The 21,980-nt window shown below is 57.3% G+C and carries 18 protein-coding genes, 3 tRNA genes and 1 pseudogene; 6 read left to right on the plus strand and 16 right to left on the minus strand.

What is annotated here, in order from left to right; genetic code table 11:
* Window positions 1–3: 3 nt before the first annotated feature.
* Window positions 4–921 carry a 1-aminocyclopropane-1-carboxylate deaminase/D-cysteine desulfhydrase gene (locus ACSQ87_RS22205; protein ID WP_436274378.1) on the minus strand — a complete coding sequence of 306 codons (918 nt, stop codon included), beginning with the start codon at window positions 919–921 and terminating at the stop codon, window positions 4–6.
* Window positions 922–1,117: 196 nt separating this feature from the next.
* Window positions 1,118–3,157: an FAD-dependent oxidoreductase gene (locus ACSQ87_RS22210; protein ID WP_223430635.1), complete on the minus strand. Its 2,040-nt coding sequence runs from the start codon at window positions 3,155–3,157 to the stop codon at window positions 1,118–1,120.
* 209 nt (window positions 3,158–3,366) lie between these two features.
* Between ACSQ87_RS22210 and ACSQ87_RS22215 the strand changes: the two genes are divergently transcribed.
* Entirely contained in the window at window positions 3,367–4,497 is a 1,131-nt protein-coding gene (locus ACSQ87_RS22215; protein ID WP_223430636.1) for a carbon-nitrogen hydrolase family protein, read from the plus strand.
* Window positions 4,498–4,500: 3 nt separating this feature from the next.
* Complete coding sequence (locus tag ACSQ87_RS22220) at window positions 4,501–5,541, plus strand: AraC family transcriptional regulator (RefSeq protein ID WP_150656381.1); 1,041 nt, start codon at window positions 4,501–4,503, stop codon at window positions 5,539–5,541.
* Window positions 5,542–5,890: 349 nt separating this feature from the next.
* Here ACSQ87_RS22220 and ACSQ87_RS22225 read toward each other — a convergent pair whose 3' ends face one another.
* From ACSQ87_RS22225 to ACSQ87_RS22270, 10 genes are all read right to left on the minus strand, one after another.
* Window positions 5,891–6,718: a DUF2242 domain-containing protein gene (locus tag ACSQ87_RS22225; RefSeq protein ID WP_223430637.1), complete on the minus strand. Its 828-nt coding sequence runs from the start codon at window positions 6,716–6,718 to the stop codon at window positions 5,891–5,893.
* Window positions 6,719–6,947: 229 nt separating this feature from the next.
* A complete protein-coding gene (locus ACSQ87_RS22230; RefSeq protein ID WP_223430638.1) occupies window positions 6,948–8,819 on the minus strand; it encodes a SurA N-terminal domain-containing protein in 1,872 nt (623 codons plus the stop codon).
* 233 nt (window positions 8,820–9,052) lie between these two features.
* Complete coding sequence (locus tag ACSQ87_RS22235) at window positions 9,053–9,325, minus strand: HU family DNA-binding protein (protein ID WP_002552737.1); 273 nt, start codon at window positions 9,323–9,325, stop codon at window positions 9,053–9,055.
* 147 nt (window positions 9,326–9,472) lie between these two features.
* Window positions 9,473–11,869: an endopeptidase La gene (lon, locus tag ACSQ87_RS22240; protein ID WP_027926069.1), complete on the minus strand. Its 2,397-nt coding sequence runs from the start codon at window positions 11,867–11,869 to the stop codon at window positions 9,473–9,475.
* A gap of 161 nt (window positions 11,870–12,030) precedes the next feature.
* Window positions 12,031–13,314, minus strand: a complete 1,284-nt coding sequence (clpX, locus tag ACSQ87_RS22245; protein WP_007946893.1) for an ATP-dependent Clp protease ATP-binding subunit ClpX — start codon at window positions 13,312–13,314, stop codon at window positions 12,031–12,033.
* Window positions 13,315–13,426: 112 nt separating this feature from the next.
* Complete coding sequence (clpP, locus tag ACSQ87_RS22250) at window positions 13,427–14,062, minus strand: ATP-dependent Clp endopeptidase proteolytic subunit ClpP (RefSeq protein WP_046047575.1); 636 nt, start codon at window positions 14,060–14,062, stop codon at window positions 13,427–13,429.
* 93 nt (window positions 14,063–14,155) lie between these two features.
* Window positions 14,156–15,466, minus strand: coding sequence for a trigger factor (gene tig / locus ACSQ87_RS22255; protein WP_046047576.1), 1,311 nt, complete (start codon window positions 15,464–15,466; stop codon window positions 14,156–14,158).
* A 422-nt stretch (window positions 15,467–15,888) separates the two neighbouring features.
* Window positions 15,889–15,973: transfer RNA gene (locus tag ACSQ87_RS22260), tRNA-Leu, on the minus strand.
* 54 nt (window positions 15,974–16,027) lie between these two features.
* Window positions 16,028–16,103, minus strand: a tRNA-His gene (locus ACSQ87_RS22265).
* Window positions 16,104–16,143: 40 nt separating this feature from the next.
* Window positions 16,144–16,220: transfer RNA gene (locus tag ACSQ87_RS22270), tRNA-Arg, on the minus strand.
* A gap of 279 nt (window positions 16,221–16,499) precedes the next feature.
* On the opposite strand from ACSQ87_RS22270, the gene folD reads away from it, so the two are divergent.
* The 3 genes from folD (at window position 16,500) to pbpG (ending at window position 19,473) form a co-directional block, all read left to right on the plus strand.
* Window positions 16,500–17,354, plus strand: coding sequence for a bifunctional methylenetetrahydrofolate dehydrogenase/methenyltetrahydrofolate cyclohydrolase FolD (gene folD / locus ACSQ87_RS22275; protein ID WP_008148421.1), 855 nt, complete (start codon window positions 16,500–16,502; stop codon window positions 17,352–17,354).
* A 204-nt stretch (window positions 17,355–17,558) separates the two neighbouring features.
* Window positions 17,559–18,359 (plus strand): methanethiol S-methyltransferase, encoded by an 801-nt coding sequence (gene mddA, locus ACSQ87_RS22280; protein ID WP_436274379.1) that lies wholly within the window; start codon window positions 17,559–17,561, stop codon window positions 18,357–18,359.
* A 175-nt stretch (window positions 18,360–18,534) separates the two neighbouring features.
* Window positions 18,535–19,473, plus strand: coding sequence for a D-alanyl-D-alanine endopeptidase (gene pbpG, locus ACSQ87_RS22285; protein ID WP_150656386.1), 939 nt, complete (start codon window positions 18,535–18,537; stop codon window positions 19,471–19,473).
* Window positions 19,474–19,528: 55 nt separating this feature from the next.
* Here pbpG and ACSQ87_RS22290 read toward each other — a convergent pair whose 3' ends face one another.
* The 3 genes and pseudogenes from ACSQ87_RS22290 to ACSQ87_RS22300 form a co-directional block, all read right to left on the minus strand.
* Window positions 19,529–19,744, minus strand: a complete 216-nt coding sequence (locus tag ACSQ87_RS22290) for a hypothetical protein (RefSeq protein ID WP_223430641.1) — start codon at window positions 19,742–19,744, stop codon at window positions 19,529–19,531.
* Window positions 19,745–19,761: 17 nt separating this feature from the next.
* Entirely contained in the window at window positions 19,762–19,968 is a 207-nt protein-coding gene (locus ACSQ87_RS22295) for a DUF6021 family protein (protein WP_027925384.1), read from the minus strand.
* Window positions 19,969–20,062: 94 nt separating this feature from the next.
* Window positions 20,063–20,792, minus strand: a pseudogene (locus ACSQ87_RS22300) (peptidase C39 family protein).
* 167 nt (window positions 20,793–20,959) lie between these two features.
* Here ACSQ87_RS22300 and ACSQ87_RS22305 point away from each other — a divergent pair.
* A complete protein-coding gene (locus ACSQ87_RS22305; protein WP_165934015.1) occupies window positions 20,960–21,127 on the plus strand; it encodes a hypothetical protein in 168 nt (55 codons plus the stop codon).
* A 77-nt stretch (window positions 21,128–21,204) separates the two neighbouring features.
* Here the strand turns inward: ACSQ87_RS22305 and ACSQ87_RS22310 are convergent, their stop codons facing one another.
* Window positions 21,205–21,954, minus strand: coding sequence for a TerC family protein (locus ACSQ87_RS22310; protein ID WP_046054156.1), 750 nt, complete (start codon window positions 21,952–21,954; stop codon window positions 21,205–21,207).
* Window positions 21,955–21,980: the final 26 nt, after the last annotated feature.

A 21,980-nucleotide genomic window follows, 5' to 3' on the forward strand; every position in this document is an offset into this window, starting at 1 on the left:
CGCTCACTGGAAACCCCGGCGGCCCTGCAAACCGCCGGAATGGATGAAGATCAGGCGCGTGCCCTTTTCGAATCTTCCGGCTTCTACTTGCTGCTTGAGCGCCAACAAGGCTTTGCCGGTGTACAGCGGTTCAAGGGGAATGCCGCTGGCCTGTTCGGTCTGATCGATGAATTCGAGCAACAGCGGATCGACTTTGGCAAAGCCGCCACGGCTGGCGTCGAACAATTCATAAGCGCGATTGTGTAAACTCGCCTCTTGCACAATTGATTCGACCTGCTGCGCTACCCCATGATCGTCGGGCACCGCCAGCGCGCCATACACCGGGTGTTCACCTGCTTCGGCCAGCACCAGACCGGCCAGGGTCGTGCCCGTTCCGCAGGCCAGCCACCAGCCGTCGTAGTCGCTCCAGCCCAGACCGTTCAGTTGCGCGCTGACCATTGTCCTCAACTGCAGGCAGCCCTTGGCTCCCTGTAACCCGCCGCCACCTTCCGGCACCGGATACAGATCGGGATACTGCGCCTGCCATGGCAGCCAGAAACCCGGCTCGTGCCGCGCTCGATAACCGCCATAACCCAGCCAATGCAATTGCATGCCAAACGCCTGCAAGTCTTTCACCGTCGGCGTTTCTTGCGGATGACCGCGCAGCAGGCCAACGGTGCGAAAACCGAAACGTTTGCCCGCCGCGGCCAGTGCATGCAGATGATTGGAGTGGGCACCGCCCAGACTGATGATGCCTTTGGCACCGATCTGGTCAGCGGCTTTCAGGTGCTCGATGAGTTTGAACCACTTGTTGCCGCTGATCAGCGGGTCGATCTGGTCGAGGCGCAGAATTGCGACTTCGATGCCGGCGTTGGTCAGCCAGCCGAGATGAAGGGGTTCGAGGGGGGCCTGGGGTAGCCAATCGGTTGGAGGGGAAAGCATTGGCTCTGCGCAGACGGAAAAGACACTAGTCTATCAGCCAACGCAAACCTTGTAGCAGCTGGCGCAGCCTGCGTCCGGCTGCGCAGCAGTCGTAAAATCGGCCACTGCGGTGATTCAGGTAAACGGGGATGGCAGGATTGACGACTGCTACGCAGCCGGACGCAGGCTGCGCCAGCTGCTACAGGACGCGTGAGTTTTAGAGTTCAGCAGCCAGACGCGAACCCTGGTTGATCGCCCGCTTGGCATCCAGCTCTGCCGCCACATCCGCGCCGCCAATCAAATGCACGTTCTGCCCGGCCGCCACCAGCCCCTCGTGCAATTCACGCAGCGGATCCTGACCGGCGCAAATCACGATGTTGTCCACCGGCAGCAGCTGCGGCTCGCCGGTTTCGCCGATGCGGATGTGCAAACCTTCGTTGTCGATCTTCAGGTACTCGACGCTGTTGAGCATCTGCACCTGCTTGTTTTTCAGACCGGTGCGGTGAATCCAGCCCGTGGTTTTACCCAGGCCATCGCCGACCTTGGATTTCTTGCGCTGCAGCAGGAACACTTCACGCGCCGGTGCATGGGGTTCAGCCTTGATGCCGGCAACACCGCCGCGCGCTTGCAGATGCGTATCGATACCCCATTCCTTCCAGAACGCCTCGCGATTCTGGCTGGTGGCCACGCCCTGGTGAACCAGGAACTCCGAGACATCGAATCCGATACCACCGGCACCAATCACCGCAACGCGTTTGCCCACCGGTTTGCGCTCAAGGATCACGTCCAGGTAGCTCAGCACCTTGGCGTTCTCGACGCCCGGAATCGCCGGGGTTCTTGGGGCAATACCGGTGGCGAGAATGATCTCGTCGTAACCGCCCTCAACCAGTTTCGCCACGTCGACGCGGGTGTTCAGGCACACCTCAACGTGGGTGGTCTGCAGTTTGCGGTTGAAATAACGCAGGGTTTCAAAGAACTCTTCCTTGCCTGGCACACGCTTGGCGATGTTGAACTGGCCGCCAATTTCGCTCGCCGAATCAAACAGCGTCACCTGATGACCACGCTCAGCCGCCACCGTCGCCGCGGACAGACCCGCAGGACCGGCACCGACCACCGCGATTTTCTTGATCTGCTGCACCGGCAGGTAATTGAGTTCGGTTTCGTGACAAGCACGCGGGTTTACCAGGCAACTGGTCAACTTGCCGCCGAAGGTGTGGTCCAGGCAGGCCTGGTTGCAACCGATGCAGGTGTTGATTTCATCGGCACGACCTTCAGCGGCCTTGTTGACGAAGTCCGGGTCGGCGAGGAACGGCCGCGCCATGGAGACCATGTCGGCATCGCCTTCGGCCAGAATCTGCTCGGCCACTTCCGGGGTGTTGATACGGTTGGTGGTGATCAGCGGAATGCTCACCGAACCGCGCAGCTTGGCCGTGACTTTGCTGAACGCACCGCGCGGCACTTTGGTGGCAATGGTCGGGATCCGCGCTTCGTGCCAGCCGATGCCGGTGTTGATGATGGTCGCACCGGCCTGCTCGATGGCCTTGGCCAGCGTCACGATTTCTTCCCAGCTGCTGCCGCCTTCCACCAGATCGAGCATCGACAGGCGGAAGATAATAATGAAATTCGGGCCTACCGCTTCACGCACACGGCGAACGATTTCCACCGGCAGGCGAATGCGGTTTTCGTAGCTGCCGCCCCAACGGTCGGTGCGGTGGTTGGTGTGGGCCGCGAGAAACTGGTTAATGAAATAACCTTCGGAGCCCATGATCTCGACGCCGTCGTACTCGGCCTGTTGCGCCAGGGTCGAACAGGTGACGAAATCGCTGATCTGTTTCTCGATGCCTTCCTCGTCCAGCTCTTTAGGCTTGAACGGGTTGATCGGCGCCTGAATGGCGCTCGGTGCGACCTGTTTCGGGCTGTAGGCATAACGCCCGGCGTGAAGGATCTGCATGCAGATCTTGCCGCCCGCCTCGTGCACCGCGCGGGTGACGATGCGGTGCTTGAGCGCTTCTTCCTCGGTGGTCAGTTTGGCCGCGCCGGAGTACACCCCACCCTCGTCGTTCGGGCCAATACCGCCGGTGACCATCAGGCCAACGCCGCCACGGGCACGTTCGGCGAAGTACGCCGCCATGCGCTCGAAACCGCCGGGCTTTTCCTCAAGACCAGTGTGCATCGACCCCATCAGGGTACGGTTGCGCAGCGTGGTAAAACCCAGGTCCAGCGGGGCCAACAGGTGCGGGTAATGAGCGGCGGTCATCGGTAACTCCACATCGAGCGATCACGAAAAAAGTGCAGGAGCTCTTCGGCCCCCGTCAGTCATGTTGGACAGACTAAGAGTCGCGCCGCTGCCACTCAATGACCGTAACTGACAACTTATTGATCCAAATGTGCAGCGCCCCTTGGCAAGTGCCGGCATGGGCCCTACCCTAGTCGCGAATCCTGCACACGGCCGTTGACTGTTTCCCCATGCGCAAACTTCTGTACCTGACCTTCTCCATGGCATTGATTGCCGCCCTTACGACCTACGCCATGTGGGCCGCGGACCGTCCGGTGGGTCATTACCTGTCGGACCTGCGCATCAACCTCGCGGTCGACCAAGGCACACCCGCCGATCGCGGCAATCTGCTGGGCATCCAGCCCGAACTGTTTCCCACCGACTATCAAAGCCCCGAGCGCTTGCACCGCAAGCTGGCGGCCTATTTGCAGAAGGCCCAGGACCAGGGCCTGCTGAATGAAAAAACCATCGTCGTCCTGCCCGAACATGTCGGCACCTGGTTGATGGTCAGCGGCGAGAAAGATGAGCTGTACCAAGCGACCACGCTCAAGGAAGCCATGAACTGGTTGGCGGTCAGTAACCCACTGAAGTTCGTCCGCGCACTGATCAGCGCCAAGGGCGACAGCCGTCTGGACGACGCGCACCTGCGCATGAAGGCCAAAGGCATGGCCAAGGACTACCAGGCGCTGTTTGGTGGTCTGGCGAAAGAATTCCACGTGACGTTGGTGGCTGGCTCCATCGTGCTACCCGAGCCCAGCATCGTCGACGGCACCCTGAAAATCGGCCGCGGCGCGTTGTACAACAGCACCGTGGTGTTTGGTCGCGATGGCCTGCCGATCGGCCAACCCCAGCGCCAGATGCACCCGATTTTCGATGAACATGAAGTCATCGCCGCCAATGGCGAGCATACGCTCAACGTCGTCGACACCCCGGCCGGACGCCTGGGTGTGCTGATCGGCAGCGACAGCTGGTACCCGGACAATTACCGCAAGCTCGACGACCAGGGTGCGCAGTTCGTCGCGGTCCCTGCGTTTGTGATCGGGCACGGCACTTGGGACAAACCGTGGCGCGGTTACAAGGGGCTGTCGACACCTGGTTCCGTCAGCCTCAAGGCCGGCGAACTCAGCGAAGGCCAGGCCTGGCATCGCCTGACACTCACCGCTCAACCACCTGGCAGCCAGGCAATCGCTGGCATGAGCGTGTTCCTGCGCGGTCAGTTTTGGGATCAGGGCAGCGCCGGCCAAAGCTTTCTCAGCAGCAACGGACAGCAGTTCGCCGATGGTGATGCCCCTGGCGCGCGTTTGCTGAACCTCTGGTTGTAACCGATGAAACCGTTGCCGATGCGCCTCGGCGATCTGTCGGTCGGCTTTGTTCATAGCCTGGCCGACGCCGTGCGCAGCCACGGTGTAGATCCTCAGCCGCTGCTCGAACAATATGGCCTCGACGCGGCTCGCCTCAGCGAAGCGGGCGCCCGGCTCTCGATCCCGCGCTACATGCGCCTGGGTCACAGCGCCATTCAACTGACCGACAACCCGGCACTTGGTTTGCGCATGGGTCAGCTCAGTCGCCTGAGCCAGGTCGGCCTGGCCGGGGTCACGGCCGCTCAGGCGCCAACGGTGCGAGAAGCCGCGCGGTGCCTGATTCGCTTCGAAGCCTTGTATGGCTCCAACTATCGCGGTCAATCGAGCTTTCACGAAGACGCCCAAGGTGCCTGGCTGCGGTTTTATTCCATCAGCCCTTACAACGCCTACAACCGCTTCGTGGTGGATTCGATCATCGCGGGCTGGTTGCAGCAATTGTCCAGCATAAGCCCTGCCCCGTTGCGGGCCGAACGTATCGAGATCGAGTTTGATGAGCCGGATTACCGAACGGCTTATGAAGTGCTGGGCGACTGCCCGATCCAGTTCGGTTGCGAGCACAATCAACTGCGCTTGAGCCTTGCCAGCCTCGCCCAGCGCAACCCGGAACACTGCCCGAGCACTTGGCGACACTTGCTGCAACTGTGTGAGCGGGAACTGGAGCAACTGACACGCACCCGCAGCCTGCGTGAACGCATCACTCAGTTACTGGGGCCATTGCTCAATGGCGGCCGGGAACCCGACCTGGAAGAAGTGGCGGCACGCCTTAAGCTGCCGACCTGGACCTTGCGCCGCAAACTCGCCGAGGAAGGCACGCAATTTCGCGCGATCCTCAATGACACGCGTCGCGACCTGGCCATGACCTACATCCGCGATACCGAACTGGCGTTCGGAGAAATCGCCTACCTGCTGGGCTTTGCCTCAGCCGAAGCCTTTCAACGGGCCTTCAAACGCTGGAGCGGCCAGACTCCCGGCGAGTTTCGCCGCAGTCATCGCCAATCCGCTTGACGCTTACAGCTCGGTAGCGTCTTCGGCCGGTTCCAGCGGGTCCAGTTCAAACGCCTGATACTCGAGCAGCTCTTCTTGATAATCGTCCATTCTGAATCCCCCACAGCTCGTTGAAAAAAACGCCTGAATAAATGACCAGCGCCCCGAGCATAAAGTGCCCACGTGAAAGAAAAATGACGCAGGCACGCCGCTCAGCGGCTACTTGATAAAACGTAGCAGGCCGTCAGGAATTTATCACAGGATTTTTTCGATACAGGCCGTAGGACAATGGCCTGGGTTGACGCGGATCAATTTAAAGCCGCTGCGGGATCGGTGTCGTCTGACCCGATCCCGCAGCGTCAGAGCACGATTACTGGCCTGATACAGGAATGGCCGAAATAGGCTCGGTGGGTGGAGGAAGGCTTGATTGGGGCGGCGGAGTGACCGTTTCCGTGGTCGATGCCGGCTCGGTATTCTCGGCCGGAGCAATCGGAGCGGCTTCAGGCGGCGGCGCAACCGGCTCAGAGGCTGCTGGAGCAGCTTCGGCAGGTGCCGGCGCAGGTTCTGCCGCAGGTGCCGGGGTCGGTGCCAATGGAGCCGGTGCGGCCTTGGCTTCAGGCACGCCGAGCTCGGGTTTCGGCTTATCCTTGATGTGCGCGGCCTTTTTCGCTTCCGGCGGCAGGAACAACTCGACCAGGGTGAAGAAACGCTCGTAGAACTTGGGCGACGATACAGTTTCGCTGGCAACCTTGACCATCGAGTCGTCGGACGAGCCGATCGGCATCGACACAGAACCCAGCACGCCTACACCAACGCTGGCGGAGTTGTTGGTCTTCTTCAGCGCATAACGGTCCTGCAGGGCGTTGGCGAACATGGTCGCGTGGAGCCCCTCACTGCCGTCATCGGCACAGACCACACTGAAGCTGATCTCCATGTGAGTCTCGCCGGTCTGCTGGAAGCTTTTGTGTCCGCTGACCAGTTTCGGGTCGGAGCTGGTGATGATGTAGCCCTGGCTGAGCAACGCCCGACGGGCGGCTTCGCACGTCTGCGCGTCCGTCACCGGGTAGCTGCGCGAAAACGTTCCGGAGTCATCGAAGTTCTCATGCTCGTAGATAGGGGCTTTCTTCGACGAGCAGCCGGCCGCGGTGGCCAGCACCAACGCCAGCCCTGCAACACGCATGGGAATTGATTTAAACATTGAACATCCTGAGGAAAACGGTCCGGGGCGTATTGTGCAACAGATCGATGCTTAGCGGAGTATCGATTAGTGTCTTAAAACAGTTACAAGTCTACTGACTGTCATTTACAGGAAAAAGTCGCACGGTAAATACTCAGGCGACGGGTAACCCGCGCTGCTTTTGTTTCACCCATAAAAAACCCCAGCCTTTCGGCCGGGGTCTTTGTGTAGCGCAAAACTCAGTCAGGCATCAGAAGCGTTTGATCTCAGCCTGGCTTTCCAGCAGTTTGCGGTAGGCCGCAAAGTCTTGCTGTCCAATGCGCGAAGCGAGGAAGCGACGGTATTGAGCCTTCTCTTCTTCGGTCGGCGCAGCAGCTTCGTTCACGCCGTTCAGACGCACAATCACCAAGCTACCATCGGCCAGGGTCACGCTGCTGAAGGTCGGCTTGTCCTTGGCGACAGGCTTGGGCATGCGGAACAGCGCCTGCAGCACGGTTGGGTCAACCCCTTCCTGGCCACGAGTGGCTGCCTGGGTCACTTTCCAGCTCTGACCGTCGATCGCCTTGTCCAACGGAGTCTTGCCATCGCGCAGGCTGACAATCAGCTCTTCAGCCTTGGTCTTGGCGGCAGCACTGGCGTGCTCCTTGGCCAATTGCACGCGAATGCTGGCAGCAACGCTTTCCAGCGGCAGTTGCGCAGGCTTCAGGTGCTCCTTGGCGCGCAGCACGATCACGGTTTCCGGATCGAGCTCGATGGCGGTGCTGTTGGCACCCTCATTCAGCACTTCAGGACTGAACGCAGCAGTGATCACGGCACGGTTGGCCGCAACACCTTCGCCACCTTCACGGCCGAACGGTTTGGACGTATGAACAGTGAGCTTCAGGTCCTGCGCCGGCTGAGCCAGATCGGAGGCTTCGAACGACGAGTCTTCCAGTTGCTTGGTCGCCTCGACGAAACGCTGCTCGACCTGCTGGGTTTTCAGCTCACGGGTCAGCTTGTCTTTCAGGCTGGCGAGCGTCGGCACTTCAGGCGCTTCGACACCCAACAGCTTGATCAGGTGGAAACCGAAGTCGGTGCGAACCGGCGCCGAGACCTGATCCTTGGCCAACGCATACAGCGCTGTTTCGAAGGCTGGATCGTAGACACCAGGACCGGCATAGCCGAGGTCGCCGCCGTTGTTCGCCGAACCAGGATCCTGGGAGAACTCCTTGGCCAGAGCTTCGAACTTCTCGCCTTTTGCCAGACGTGCCTGGATCTCTTCGATCTTGGCCTTGGCTTGCGCTTCGGTCACCTTGTCGTTCACTTCGATCAGAATGTGCGCGGCCCGGCGTTGCTCGGACAGGTTCGCGGTTTCTTTCTGATACGCCGCTTGCAGGTCTTCGTCCTTGACGCTGACCTGATCAAAGAAGGAAGCCTTCTTCAACTCCAGGTAATCAATGACCACCTGATCCGGCGTCATGAATTCCTTGGCGTGTTCATCGTAGTAGGCTTTGACTTCATCGTCGCTCAGCTTCACAGCCGCCGGGTCAGCCTTGACGTTCAGCGAAGCAAAATCGCGGGTCTGTTTTTCCAGACGGGCGAATGCCAGAACCTGTGCGTCGGTGACGAAACCACTACCTGCCAGACCAGCGCGCAGCTGACCGATCAGCATTTCCTGAGCCAGCATCTGGCGGAATTGCATGCGGCTGTAGCCGAGTTGGCGAATAACCTGGTCGAAACGCTCAGGGCTGAACTTGCCATCAACCTGGAATTCAGGCGTTTGCAGGATCACCTGGTCCAAAGCAGCTTCGGAAAAAGCGAACTTCGAGTTTTCTGCGCCTTGCAGCAGCAGCTTGCGGTCGATCAGGCCTTTGAGGGCCGATTCGCGCAGCATTTTTTCGTCGAGCAAGGAAGCATCGAAATCCTTGCCCAGCTGTTGCATGAGCTGACGGCGTTGCATATCGACCGCCTGGCTCAGCTCGTTCTGGCTGATTTCTTCGCCATTGACCTTGGCCGCATCATTGCTGTGCGTCGTGGCCTTGAAGATGGCGTCGAAACCGGTCAAAGCCATCAGTGCAACGATGACCCCGATAATGGTCTTGGCAATCCAGCCTTGTGAATTGTCCCTGATATTCTGCAGCATGCGTCCCCCAGAAACGGTTGAACTTCAAAATTAGGCAACCGTGGAGCGTGGGTAGAATCCGGATAGAAGAAAGGCGCATCCGAGGATGCGCCTTCTCGTAACTGGCGGAGCGGACCGATGACTCGAACTTGCGAGCCTCGGCGTCTCGGATCGGCGACTCGCCAACTGGACTACCGCTCCGCTGCCAGGTCAGGCATGACCCCGACCCGGATAGGCAAAAACCTGAATCGAACTTAGTTGACAGCTTCTTTCAGTGCTTTACCGGCTTTGAAACCTGGTTTTTTAGCAGCTGCGATTTCCAGCGTCTTACCGGTCTGTGGGTTACGACCAATGCGAGCTGGACGATCAGTTACGGAGAAAGTACCGAAACCAACCAGAACAACAGAGTCGCCAGCCTTGAGAGCGCCAGTGACGGATTCGATTACAGCGTCCAGCGCACGGCCAGCAGCAGCTTTCGGGATATCAGCGGATGCAGCGATAGCATCAATCAGTTCCGACTTGTTCACTCTAAGTCCCCTTATATCTATTTGAGTATGATTCTAAGTTTTTTGGTGAAAGCAAAAACGAGTGCTGAATGGCCTACAGACACTTAAGAGCCGCTTTATAACAAGGGCTCTAAAAAGCTGTCAACAAGCCACCCAGGCAAATGCGTACTAATGCGTGCTAATTCTTTCCTTAGAGTCAGACTCGCGTTTTTCATCCTTTGCAACTATCTCTGGAGCTACATCTGGCAAGGGCTCCGGCGCGTATTGCAGCGCAATTTGCAGGACCTCGTCAATCCATTTAACCGGTTTAATCTGCAGATCTTGCTTGATATTGTCAGGAATTTCCTTCAGATCGCGTACGTTCTCTTCAGGAATGATCACGGTCTTGATTCCGCCACGGTGAGCAGCGAGCAGTTTTTCTTTCAAACCGCCAATCGCCAGCACCTGACCACGCAGGGTAATTTCGCCAGTCATGGCGACGTCCGCGCGCACAGGGATCCCGGTCAATGCCGATACCAGAGCCGTGCACATGCCCACACCGGCGCTAGGGCCGTCCTTCGGGGTCGCCCCTTCAGGCATGTGGATATGCGTGTCGCGCTTCTCGTGGAAGTCCAGGGGAATCCCCAGGCTCTTCGCGCGACTGCGAACAACGGTCAGGGCCGCAGTGATCGATTCGACCATGACGTCACCCAAAGAACCGGTCTTGATCAACTGGCCTTTACCCGGTACGACTGCGGCTTCGATAGTCAGCAACTCGCCACCTACCTGAGTCCACGCCAGCCCGGTGACCTGACCGATCTGATCCTGCGATTCGGCCAGACCGTAGCGGAATTTGCGCACGCCCAGGAAGTGTTCCAGCATCTCGGCAGTGACCTTCACCGAGAAGCGTTTTTCCATTGCATGCTCTTTGACCGCCTTGCGGCAAACCTTGGCAATCTGGCGCTCCAGCCCACGTACACCGGCTTCGCGGGTGTAGTAGCGGATGATGTCGCGGATCGCTTCGGCGTCGAATTCCAGCTCGCCTTTTTTCAAACCATTGGCAGTAATCTGCTTTGGCGAAAGGTATTTGACGGCGATGTTGATCTTTTCGTCTTCGGTGTAACCCGGCAGACGAATCACTTCCATCCGGTCCAGCAAGGCTGGTGGAATGTTCATGGAGTTCGAGGTGCAAAGGAACATCACATCGGACAGGTCGTAGTCGACTTCCAGATAGTGATCGTTGAAATTGTGGTTCTGCTCAGGGTCGAGCACTTCCAGCAACGCCGACGCCGGATCGCCACGCATGTCGCTGCCCATTTTGTCGATTTCATCGAGCAGGAACAGCGGGTTGCGAACGCCCACCTTTGTCATCTTTTGAATCAATCTTCCTGGCATCGAGCCGATATAAGTACGGCGATGACCACGAATTTCCGCTTCATCACGCACGCCACCGAGGGCCATGCGCACGAATTTGCGGTTGGTGGCGTGAGCAATCGACTCCGCCAGAGAGGTTTTACCCACCCCTGGAGGACCGACCAGGCACAACACCGGACCACGAATTTTCTTCACTCGCTTCTGCACGGCGAGGTATTCGAGGATCCGCTCTTTGACTTCTTCCAGACCATAGTGATCTGCATCGAGAATGTCTTCTGCGCGCGCCAGATCCAGACGCACTTTGCTCTGTGCCTTCCACGGCACCTGAACCAGCCAGTCAATATACGAGCGCACCACGGTCGCTTCCGCAGACATTGGCGACATTTGTTTTAACTTGTTCAGTTCACCCTGGGCTTTGGCCAAGGCGTCTTTCGGCAGACCGGCGGCATCGATACGCTTTTTCAGCTCTTCGATTTCGTTGTGGCCTTCGTCGCTGTCGCCGAGCTCTTTCTGAATGGCCTTCATCTGCTCATTCAGGTAGTACTCGCGCTGGCTGCGCTCCATTTGTTTTTTGACGCGACCACGAATGCGTTTTTCGACTTGCAGCAGGTCGATCTCGGCATCCAGCAACGCCAGAACGTGCTCGACCCGGGCCGACAAATCAATGATTTCGAGGATTTCCTGCTTCTGCTCGATCTTCAGGGCCATGTGTGCGGCCATGGTGTCGACCAGGCGGCCTGGCTCGTCGATGCTGTTGAGCGACGACAGGACCTCAGCGGGGACTTTCTTGCCCAGCTGTACGTATTGTTCGAACTGAGCCAGCAGGCTGCGTACAAACACTTCCGACTCGCGCTCTGGCGCGTCGACTTCGTCGATCAATGAGACTTCGGCGCGGCAGTGGCCGTCCACTTCGCTGAAACGCTCAACGGCGCCCCGCTGCTCACCTTCGACCAAAACCTTGACCGTGCCGTCAGGCAGCTTGAGCAGCTGCAGAACGGTCGCAATGGTACCTACGCGATAAAGTGCATCTTCACCGGGATCGTCGTCAGCAGGGTTTCTCTGAGCCAGCAGAAGGATCTGCTTGTCGCCCGTCATCGCTGCCTCGAGGGCTTCGATGGATTTCTCGCGCCCCACGAACAGCGGGATAACCATGTGCGGATAAACCACAACATCACGCAATGGCAGGAGAGGCAATTCGATGGTTGTCTTCATGATTTCGCCTCTACGGCGGCCATAAGGCCGTAAACAGATGGAAGTGAGCTTGAAACCAAGATGGGGGCTACCTTCAAAAAAAACAAGCTTAAAGAAGGTGTTAAAACGCGCAAAAAGCAAAGGGGCCCGAAGGCCCCTTCTTTATTCCAGCAGCGTGACGCTTAGGCGTCTGGCGCTGCCTTGGCAGCCGGCTCACTGTTTTCGTAGATATACAGTGGCTTGGACTTGCCTTCTATAACGCTTTCGTCGATCACTACTTTACTCACCTCGGACTGCGAGGGGATTTCATACATAGTGTCGAGCAATACACCTTCGAGAATCGAACGCAGTCCACGGGCACCGGTTTTGCGTTCCAGGGCACGTTTGGCGACCGATTTCAGAGCGTCGGCCCGGAATTCCAGGTCCACACCTTCCATCTCGAACAGCTTGGCATACTGTTTGGTCAGAGCATTTTTCGGCTCGGTGAGAATCTGCATCAGCGCAGCCTCATCAAGCTCGTCCAGCGTGGCAAGTACCGGCAGACGACCGACGAATTCCGGGATCAGACCGAACTTGACCAGATCGTCAGGCTCGACTTCACGCAGGGACTCACCGACTTTCTTGCCTTCTTCCTTGCTGCGCACTTCCGCGTTGAAACCGATACCGCCCTTGGTGGAACGGTTTTGAATAACCTTTTCCAGACCGGAGAACGCACCACCGCAGATGAACAGGATGTTACGGGTGTCGACCTGAAGGAATTCCTGCTGCGGATGCTTGCGACCACCTTGAGGCGGAACGGAAGCGACCGTGCCTTCGATCAACTTGAGCAGGGCCTGCTGCACGCCTTCACCGGAAACGTCCCGGGTGATCGACGGGTTATCAGATTTGCGCGAGATCTTGTCGATCTCATCGATGTAGACAATGCCCATTTGGGCCTTTTCTACGTCGTAATCGCACTTCTGCAGCAGCTTCTGAATGATGTTTTCGACATCTTCACCCACGTAACCTGCCTCGGTGAGGGTGGTTGCGTCGGCGATGGTGAACGGAACGTTCAGCAAGCGGGCCAGTGTTTCGGCAAGCAGGGTTTTACCCGAGCCTGTCGGGCCGATCAGCAAGATGTTGCTCTTGCCGAGTTCGACATCGTCATTCTTTTTGTCACGCTGGTTCAGGCGCTTGTAGTGGTTGTACACCGCTACGGCCAGAACCTTTTTCGCACGCTCCTGACCAATCACGTACTGATCAAGGATGCCGCTGATTTCTTTAGGCGAAGGCAATTTATGCGCGCTGCTTTCGGCCTGGGCTTCCTGCACCTCCTCACGGATGATGTCGTTGCACAGGTCGACGCACTCGTCGCAGATAAAGACCGAGGGGCCGGCAATCAATTTGCGCACTTCATGCTGGCTTTTGCCACAGAAGGAGCAATAGAGCAGCTTGCCGTTGTCCTCGCCGTTGCGGGTGTCAGTCATTCGTTCGATCCAAATCCGATAGGCTTGCAACACAAGATGAAGGCTATTGCGGGCTTTTTCAAGCCCGCTAGTGATCGGACGCGCCGACCAACCTTATTTTGAGCTGCTTAATTTAAGCGGGGCGCTGGCTGATCACTTCATCGATCAACCCGTATTCACGCGCTGCTTCTGCACTCATGAAATTATCGCGGTTGGTATCGCGCTCGATTTCTTCAAGAGTGTGCCCGCTATGCTTGGCCATCAGCGTGTTGAGACGCTCGCGAATGAAGAGGATTTCCTTGGCATGGATTTCGATATCCGAAGCCTGGCCCTGGAAACCGCCCAGTGGCTGGTGAATCATCACACGCGAGTTCGGCAAGCAGTAACGCTTGCCAGGAGCACCGGCCGTCAATAGAAACGCACCCATGCTGCACGCTTGACCGATACAGGTGGTCGACACGTTTGGCTTGATGAACTGCATGGTGTCATAGATCGACATGCCCGCCGTCACCGAACCGCCCGGAGAGTTGATATAGAGATGGATGTCCTTGTCCGGGTTTTCCGCTTCAAGGAACAGCAGTTGCGCACAGATCAGGTTGGCCATGTAGTCCTCTACCGGACCAACCAGAAAGATCACTCGCTCCTTGAGAAGGCGCGAGTAGATGTCATAGGCGCGCTCGCCACGAGCAGACTGCTCGACAACCATCGGGACCAGACCGCCTGCGGCCTGGATATCAGAGTTCTGCTGAATATACGAATTACGGAACATGCTCTGCAGTCACTCCCAAATAGTTATGTCTTGAATACGCATAAGCCAGCACGAAGGCTGGCTTATGGTGTGTACTTCTTACCGCAAAAACGATCAGTCGGCTTGTGGAGCTTCTACCGGCTTGACTGCTTCTTCGTAAGAGACCGATTTGTCGGTCACGCTAGCTTTCTGCAGAACAGTATCCACAACTTGTTCTTCCAGCACAACCGAACGGACTTCGTTCAGTTGCTGGTCGTTCTTGTAGTACCAGGACACAACCTGCTCAGGCTCTTGGTAAGCCGAAGCCATTTCCTGAATCATTTCACGAACGCGGGCTTCGTCAGGCTTGAGGTCGAATTGCTTGACCACTTCAGCCACGATCAGACCCAGCACAACGCGGCGCTTGGCTTGCTCTTCGAACAGCTCGGCCGGCAGTTGCTCAGGCTTGATGTTGCCACCGAACTGCTGAACGGCCTGCACGCGCAGACGGTCAACTTCGTTGGACAGCAGAGCCTTAGGCACTTCGATCGGGTTGGTGGCCAGCAGACCATCCATTACCTGATTCTTGACCTTGGATTTGATCGCCTGACGCAGTTCACGCTCCATGTTCTTGCGAACTTCGGTGCGGAAGCCTTCCAGGCCAGTTTCCTTGATGCCGAATTGAGCGAAGAATTCTTCGGTCAGTTCTGGCAGTTTTGGCTCGGAAACAGTGTTCACGGTCACGGTGAACTCAGCGGTTTTGCCTGCCAGGTCGAGGTTCTGATAGTCCTCTGGGAAGGTCAGGTTCAGAACGCGCTCTTCGCCGGCTTTAGCGCCAACCAGACCGTCTTCAAAACCAGGGATCATGCGGCCGGAACCCAGAACCAGCTGAGTACCTTTGGCGGAACCGCCAGCGAACACTTCGCCGTCGACCTTGCCAACGAAATCGATGTTCAGCTGGTCTTCGTTTTGAGCAGCGCGATCGGCCACTTCGAAACGGGTGTTCTGCTTGCGCAGCACTTCCAGCATTTTGTCCAGATCGGCATCAGCCACGTCAGCGCTCAGGCGCTCAACCGCGATACCTTCGAAACCGGCAACGGTGAACTCAGGGAACACTTCGAAAATCGCGACGTATTCCAGGTCTTTGCCAGCTTCCAGCGATTTCGGCTCGATCGAAGGAGCGCCAGCCGGGTTCAGCTTCTGCTCTACAACAGCTTCGTAGAAAGAAGACTGGATCACGTCGCCAACAGCTTCCTGACGTGCATCAGCACCGAAACGGCGCTTGATTTCACTCATTGGCACTTTGCCTGGACGGAAGCCAGCAATCTTGGCCTTTTGGGCAGTCTGCTGCAGACGCTTGTTGACCTGAGTCTCGATGCGCTCAGCCGGCACGGTGATGCTCATGCGGCGCTCAAGAGCAGAAGTATTTTCAACAGAAACTTGCATGGATATTCCTCGTTGCACAGACGTTAGCCGGCCGTTTCCGACCCCAGAATCAAGGGCATGCATTCTAGTGGGTCAAACTCAAGAAGTCACCCTACTGAAAACGGGTAAAAAAGCAGCAGGCAATTTATAGGCGGGGACAAACGGTTGTGCCTCGCCCTGTTAGCAAATACAGCCAATCATGCCAGGGCTCTGCACCAATCCTTCTATATATAGAAGGCATCGGCAATCCATCCCTGACAGTCGACCCCACAAGGGGACCAACGGGCGAATCAGCATCATCGAGAAACATAAATCCGACGATCCGAGCCACCCTCTCGACCCAGAACCTGCGGCCGCTTTGAAAATTCAGACTTCTAAAACAAAAAAAGCGCAGCCCTTTTCAGGTGCTGCGCCGTTTTCTGCTATTAAATAGCTACTTGTAATGGTGCGGACGGAGAGACTCGAACTCTCACACCTTGCGGCGCTGGAACCTAAATCCAGTGTGTCTACCAATTCCACCACATCCGCATCAAGCTTTTAAAGCAAAGGCGCCAGACTGTTAATCTGGCGCCTTTCTAAATATGGGGTGGACGAAGGGGATCGAACCCTCGACAACGGGAGTCACAATCCCGTGCTCTACCAACTGAGCTACGCCCACCATATTGCCATGTTGCGTTACTTGTGCCAAAGCTGCCTAATGGCGCACCCGGCAGGACTCGAACCTGCGACCATCCGCTTAGAAGGCGGATGCTCTATCCAGCTGAGCTACGGGCGCCTTGTTAATCTGTATTCTTGGACGATTACAAACTAAGTGCTTTCAGCCTCACCGAATTAAACATCAACTCTGCTCGACCTTCTTAACCAGTGCTAGGCTGTGCCCGACAAGTGCGACGAATGTTATAGGTGACCCAGAAGGTCGTCAACTCTTTTTTAAAAAAAATTCATTTAATTAAAGGGGTTAGGGGAATTTGCAGACCAAGCGCCTTTGCCCTCACCTCATGACATGCGAGAATGCGTTCTCTTTTTTTCCCCTCTCGATGGTTAATCACGCGCAATGACTGCACAACTAATCGACGGCAAATCGATCGCCGCCAGCCTGCGCCAGCAGATCGCCAAACGCGTCAACGAGCGTCGCCAGCAAGGTCTGCGCACGCCCGGCCTCGCGGTGATCCTGGTCGGCAGCGATCCTGCCTCTCAGGTTTATGTCTCGCACAAGCGTAAAGACTGTGAAGAGGTCGGCTTCATTTCCCAAGCCTACGACCTGCCTTCCGAAACCACTCAAGAAGCGCTGACCGATCTGATCGATCGCCTGAACGACGACCCGGCGATTGATGGCGTTCTGCTTCAGCTTCCTCTACCTGAACACCTGGACGCCTCCAAATTGCTGGAACGCATTCGTCCAGACAAGGACGTCGACGGTTTCCACCCTTATAACGTAGGCCGCCTCGCCCAGCGTATTCCGCTGCTGCGTCCGTGCACCCCTAAAGGCATCATGACGCTGCTGGAAAGCACCGGTGTCGATCTCTACGGGATGGACGCAGTGGTTGTCGGGGCCTCCAACATTGTTGGCCGCCCGATGGCAATGGAATTGCTGCTGGCCGGCTGCACCGTGACCGTCACCCACCGCTTCACCAAGGATCTGGCAGGCCACGTCGGTCGCGCCGATCTGGTGGTGGTCGCCGCCGGCAAGCCGGGGCTGGTAAAGGGTGAGTGGATCAAGGAAGGTGCGATCGTGATCGACGTCGGCATCAACCGCCAGGAAGACGGCAAACTGGTCGGTGACGTGATCTACGACACCGCCCTGCCCCGCGCCGGCTGGATCACTCCAGTCCCGGGTGGTGTTGGCCCGATGACCCGTGCCTGCCTGCTGGAAAATACGTTGTACGCAGCCGAAACACTGCACAGCTGATTCCACCGGCTACGCCGAACATACAAGAAACCCCGCCGCTGGTGGGGTTTCTTGTTTTCAGCCATGGAACAAGTAATACCTCTGAAGGACTTCCAGACAGAGCAACGGCGAAAGCCTTAAATCGCCCTAGACTGATTATCGAAACATCCCATAAACCGTAGACGCGAATCGGGAAGTACGCGCGACGCTGAAAAGGCATCATCTATGAACCCCCGCGGCCTGACTCAACATCGCTTTTTCGTTTTCACTGGAAAACTCGCTGGCCTGCTTTACAGCCTCTTCTGTTACCTGTGTTTTCTGCTCACCGCGCTTTACCTGACGGGTTTTCTCTCAGGCATCGGAGTGCCCAAAGACATTAACTCCGGCTCCAGCCTCGACTGGCCCGTGGCTGCCCTCGTCGACACCTTGCTGATTACGCTGTTTGCCGTACAGCACAGCGGCATGGCGCGAAAACGCTTCAAGCGCTGGTGGACCCGGTTCGTCCCGCCCCCCATCGAGCGCGCGACCTATGTATTGTCGACGTGCCTGCCGCTCGCGCTGCTGTTCTGGCTATGGCAACCCATGGAAACGCCCATCTGGCGCGTAACGTCTGTATGGGGCCACGAATTACTCATGGCTTTATTCTGGCTGGGCCTGGGCCTGGTCGTGCTCGCGACGTTCCTGATCAGCCATTTCGAACTGTTCGGCATAAAGCAGGCACTCAACGCCTTTTACCCCGCCAGACCCGAGAACCCCGCCTTTAAAACCCCTTTACTCTACAAACTGGTTCGCCACCCGATGTACTTGGGGTTTGTGATGGTGTTCTGGGCGACACCCGACATGACAACCGGACATCTACTGTTTGCGCTGCTCAACACTCTCTACATCCTGATTGGGGTGCATTTTGAAGAGAAAGATCTGGTGGATCTGTTTGGGGAGCAATACCGACGCTATCAGCAGAACGTCGCAATGCTGGTGCCTCTGACCAAACGCAAACCCGACCCGCGGCGCAACGATCAAAAGTAAGTCAATCTGGCGCCTGCTCACCAAGGGCAGGCATCAAAAACATTAAATTTTTTTTCATATAATGCTCTCGCCATACGGGCGCCTAGCGCTTTCGTAGCTCATACTCCTAAAATGCGTCGTTTTTAAGAAACAGCCCGTAACAAAACGGCATATCCACCCTTATGAGTTCGCCAGCGTGAAAATCCGTCTTTCCATCCTGAGCCTTTTTTTTGCATTTACAGGGACTTTCACCACGCCGATGGTCAACGCTGCCGACACCACTTCGGCGCCGCGAGATACCTCAACACTGAAGATCGCTTCCGGCAGCGCATTGCTGATGGATCTGCAGACCAACAAAGTCATCTATGCCAGCAATCCTGACGTGGTTGTGCCGATCGCTTCCGTCAGCAAACTGATGACCGGCCTGGTCGTGGTTGAAGCCAGGCAGAACATGGACGAATACATCTCCATCAACATCAGCGACACCCCGGAAATGAAAGGTGTGTTTTCCCGGGTGAAACTCAACAGCGAAATGCCGCGCAAGGAAATGCTGCTGATTGCCCTGATGTCCTCGGAAAACCGCGCCGCCGCGAGCCTGGCCCATCACTATCCGGGTGGCTACGTCGCATTCATTGCCGCCATGAATGCCAAAGCTAAAGCACTGGGCATGACCAGCACGCACTTCGTCGAACCCACCGGCCTCTCCCCTCGCAACGTGTCCACGGCTCGCGACCTGAGCAAACTGCTGATCGCTGCGCACAAGTACCCACTGTTGACTGAGCTAAGTACCACCAAGGAAAAAACCGTCTCGTTCCGTAAACCCAACTACAGCCTGGGTTTCCGTAATACCGACCATTTGGTCAACAAGCCGAACTGGGACATCAAGCTGACGAAAACCGGCTTCACCAACGAGGCCGGCCACTGCCTGGTGCTGGTCACCAGCATGGGCAATCGCCCGGTTGCGCTGGTCATCCTCGATGCTTTCGGCAAATACACACACTTTGCCGATGCCAGCCGTATTCGCAGTTGGGTGGAAACCGGCCAAGGCACGAAAGTGCCGTCTGTAGCCTTGCAGTACAAATCCGACAAGAACCTCAAGCATCGTCAGAGCGGCGTGGTTGAAGCGTCGAAATAACTAAACGACAAGTAAAAGAAAGCCCCGATTATTCGGGGCTTTTTTTCGTCCGGCGTCAGTCATTCGGTAGCGGCATCTGGTCGTCATCCGGAATGCCGTCCCCGGCGCTCGGGTCTTTCCAGCCCTGTGGATGCTCCGTCGGCACGACCACGGGCCTGGCCAAAGGATCCCTTAGCGGGCTGTCCGGATCCATCACGGGGTCGATGTCCTTTTCGGGGGTGGTTGGAACACTGTCCGGACGTTTGTCGTCGAAACTCGAATCGGTAGACATACGCACCTCATTCAGGCTCAGGGTTTCAGATCGGCGAGTGGATCGTAAGGCTTCGCGGGAGCCTTGGGATTGTCGCCCGGCTTCACATCCCTGGGCGCCTTGGCAGGTCCGATGGGGTCGACCTGAGGATCGGCGAGGTCCGGCGAATCGGGATCGAAGCCCAACTCATCACCCGAAGAATGTTCAGACGAGTGCGGGCCGACGGGGGTAGTGGAATGTGCCATGGGCGCCTCCTTTGAGTCTGGCCCGAAGAAATCCGGGCCCTACTTCTTTAGAGGTCGGCAAAGTGCAAGGGTGCCCGACAGATGACGAACGGACTTATTGTGCGTTCAGCGCTTTCTTCGCTCTGGCGGCCGCTTGCTCCTGACCTGCCTGGGCAAGGTCGCTCGCTGCCTTGAGCCATCGTTGTTGATCGACATTGGCCGGCAGTTGATTCGGCTTCTGAATCAGCACGGCCCAGCCACCGGCATCCTTGAGCGCCGATTCAAACGAACCGAAGCCCATCAACTCCCGACGATTCATGCCCGAGCGCAGCAGCACTGTCTGCTTCTGACGGTTGTACCCGGCAAGGATGGCGTAACGCGGTTCAGCCCAGAACGCCGAGCCTTCCGTGAAACGCACCATCACCGGGTAACCGGCCGCCACCTGGGTCAACAGTGCAGGCAGATTGCTGTCGAGGGGATAGACGACCATGCCGTACTCGCGAGCGAGGTTCTGCATGTTCTGCTGCAACCGGGCTTCGGCACCCGGCAAATGCAACGGTTTTTCGAGCAAACCCGGGGTAATCACAATGCCTTGCCGGGACAACATGCTGGCCAGTACTTGCGGCCCACTCTGATTCGCCACGCCACGGTAGAACGTGCCACTGAGCTCGACTCGCTCCGGCAGGCGCTTGATTTCAGGCGCCACACTCCCCGCGCAGCCAGCCAGACATGCAACGCAGCCAACGACCAGCACTAACGATCGAATTCGAGAAAATACCCGCACCATCATCACTCTCTTGATTTAGACGCCAGGTATTTGCGCTCCCGGCTTGGCCGTCGATCATAGGACGCCGCGCGGCGGCGGTATAGCCTTAACCGGCAGATGATGGCATTCGATAGAGCGAACTGATTGGTGACCGCCGACCTTTGGTCAATGGCCTGAAACATGGCAGCGACTAGACTGTCATGTGCAAAGAGTGTGTGCCCGCAGCAGGGCGAAGAGGAGGCACTGATGAGCCTGACAATGACCATTGTGATGTTGATTTCTGGCTGGCTGGCCGTTGCCGCCGCCATGTTATGGGGAGTCCTGCGCATTACCCGCCGGCACCATCATCCGGCTCAGTCGACGCCGGTGGCGAAACCCGATAAAACCGCTGAACAGCACGCTACCGCGCACTGACCGACACCCTTATGTACCCAAACAAAAACGGCCGCCTGGCTCTTTCGAGCACAGGCGGCCGTTTCGTTTAACGCAGGTTAAGCTTCAGCGGCAATACGCTTCTGCTTTGCCCGTCGCGACATCATGTTCAAACCCTCGATCGTTGCCGAGAACGCCATCGCCGCATACACGTAGCCTTTCGGTACATGAGCACCGAAGCCTTCGGCGATCAGCGTCATGCCGATCATGATCAGGAAGCCCAGCGCCAGCATCACCACCGTCGGGTTGTCGTTGATGAACTTGGCCAGAGGATCAGCCGCCAGCAACATCACCAGTACCGACACCACCACCGCGATGATCATGATCGGCAAATGCTCGGTCATGCCGACAGCGGTAATGATGCTGTCGATGGAGAACACCATGTCCAGCAGCAGGATCTGACCGATCGCGGCAGCGAAGCCCAGGGTCACGGTCGAGGTGGCCGACGTCGGATCATCCGGCGCCGGGTCCATGCTGTGATGGATCTCGGTGGTCGCCTTCCACAACAGGAACAGGCCGCCGGCAATCAGGATCATGTCCTTCCAGGAGAACGTCTGGCCGAAGATATCGATCACAGGCTCAGTCAACTGGACGATGAACGCGATGGTGCTCAACAGCGCCAGTCGCAGGATCAGCGCCATGCCGATACCAATGCGCCGCGCCTTCTGCCGGTGCTGCTCGGGCAGTTTATTGGTCAAAATCGAAATGAAGATCAGGTTATCGATGCCGAGCACGATTTCCATGACGATCAACGTGGCCAGGGCAACCCAGGCGGTGGGGCTTGCAGCAAGTTCTAAAAGGTATTCCATGGGTCAGTCCTGACTCTTTTAAGACG

Source organism: Pseudomonas sp. LjRoot277 (assembly GCF_964253845.1).
Classification (GTDB): Bacteria; Pseudomonadota; Gammaproteobacteria; order Pseudomonadales; family Pseudomonadaceae; genus Aquipseudomonas.

Coding starts and splice junctions, on each gene's coding strand:
- ACSQ87_RS22230 (WP_223430638.1), bottom strand. CDS start 8,819: ATGCTGCAGAATATCAGGGACAATTCACAAGGCTGGATTGCCAAGACC.
- ACSQ87_RS22210 (WP_223430635.1), bottom strand. CDS start 3,157: ATGACCGCCGCTCATTACCCGCACCTGTTGGCCCCGCTGGACCTGGGT.
- mddA (WP_436274379.1), top strand. CDS start 17,559: ATGAACCCCCGCGGCCTGACTCAACATCGCTTTTTCGTTTTCACTGGA.
- ACSQ87_RS22225 (WP_223430637.1), bottom strand. CDS start 6,718: ATGTTTAAATCAATTCCCATGCGTGTTGCAGGGCTGGCGTTGGTGCTG.
- clpP (WP_046047575.1), bottom strand. CDS start 14,062: ATGTTCCGTAATTCGTATATTCAGCAGAACTCTGATATCCAGGCCGCA.
- lon (WP_027926069.1), bottom strand. CDS start 11,869: ATGAAGACAACCATCGAATTGCCTCTCCTGCCATTGCGTGATGTTGTG.
- ACSQ87_RS22205 (WP_436274378.1), bottom strand. CDS start 921: ATGCTTTCCCCTCCAACCGATTGGCTACCCCAGGCCCCCCTCGAACCC.
- ACSQ87_RS22310 (WP_046054156.1), bottom strand. CDS start 21,954: ATGGAATACCTTTTAGAACTTGCTGCAAGCCCCACCGCCTGGGTTGCC.
- ACSQ87_RS22295 (WP_027925384.1), bottom strand. CDS start 19,968: ATGGCACATTCCACTACCCCCGTCGGCCCGCACTCGTCTGAACATTCT.
- ACSQ87_RS22290 (WP_223430641.1), bottom strand. CDS start 19,744: ATGTCTACCGATTCGAGTTTCGACGACAAACGTCCGGACAGTGTTCCA.
- ACSQ87_RS22305 (WP_165934015.1), top strand. CDS start 20,960: ATGAGCCTGACAATGACCATTGTGATGTTGATTTCTGGCTGGCTGGCC.
- clpX (WP_007946893.1), bottom strand. CDS start 13,314: ATGACTGACACCCGCAACGGCGAGGACAACGGCAAGCTGCTCTATTGC.
- tig (WP_046047576.1), bottom strand. CDS start 15,466: ATGCAAGTTTCTGTTGAAAATACTTCTGCTCTTGAGCGCCGCATGAGC.
- ACSQ87_RS22215 (WP_223430636.1), top strand. CDS start 3,367: ATGCGCAAACTTCTGTACCTGACCTTCTCCATGGCATTGATTGCCGCC.
- ACSQ87_RS22220 (WP_150656381.1), top strand. CDS start 4,501: ATGAAACCGTTGCCGATGCGCCTCGGCGATCTGTCGGTCGGCTTTGTT.
- folD (WP_008148421.1), top strand. CDS start 16,500: ATGACTGCACAACTAATCGACGGCAAATCGATCGCCGCCAGCCTGCGC.